This is a genomic window from Rhizobium sp. SVR5-9E, assembly GCF_056755095.1.
The window spans coordinates 1-318 of the sequence record NZ_JBNDHS010000317.1; the positions used below are offsets into that span (position 1 = coordinate 1).

General features: G+C 56.9%; 1 protein-coding gene. It reads left to right on the top strand.

The window, feature by feature from the left end; genetic code table 11:
- Window positions 1-318, top strand: a 318-nt coding sequence (locus tag ACPYOJ_RS34985; protein ID WP_481420325.1) for a hypothetical protein, incomplete at both ends; no start/stop codon positions are given.

Sequence of the window (318 nt, forward strand, 5' to 3'; positions counted from 1 at the left end):
GTATTGGTGAGCTGAAAGCAATGCTGGCACTGGCTGGTGGCGATCTGGATCAGGCTCTGGCCTGGACCGAGTGGACTATGGAGTTTAACCAGTCTGTCTTCTCTGCCGAGCGCACTAACTACTATCGCTGCCTGCAAACCCTGCTGCTTCTCGCGCAGGAAGAAGATCGTCAGCCGCTGCAATACCTGAATGCGTTTGTTCGCATGTACGGTGCTGACGCCGTTGAAGCCGCCAGCGCAGCACTGAGCGGTGAAGCGCCGTTCTATGGTCTTCAGGCTGTGGATAGCGACCTGAAAGCCTTCCCGGCACATCAGTCTC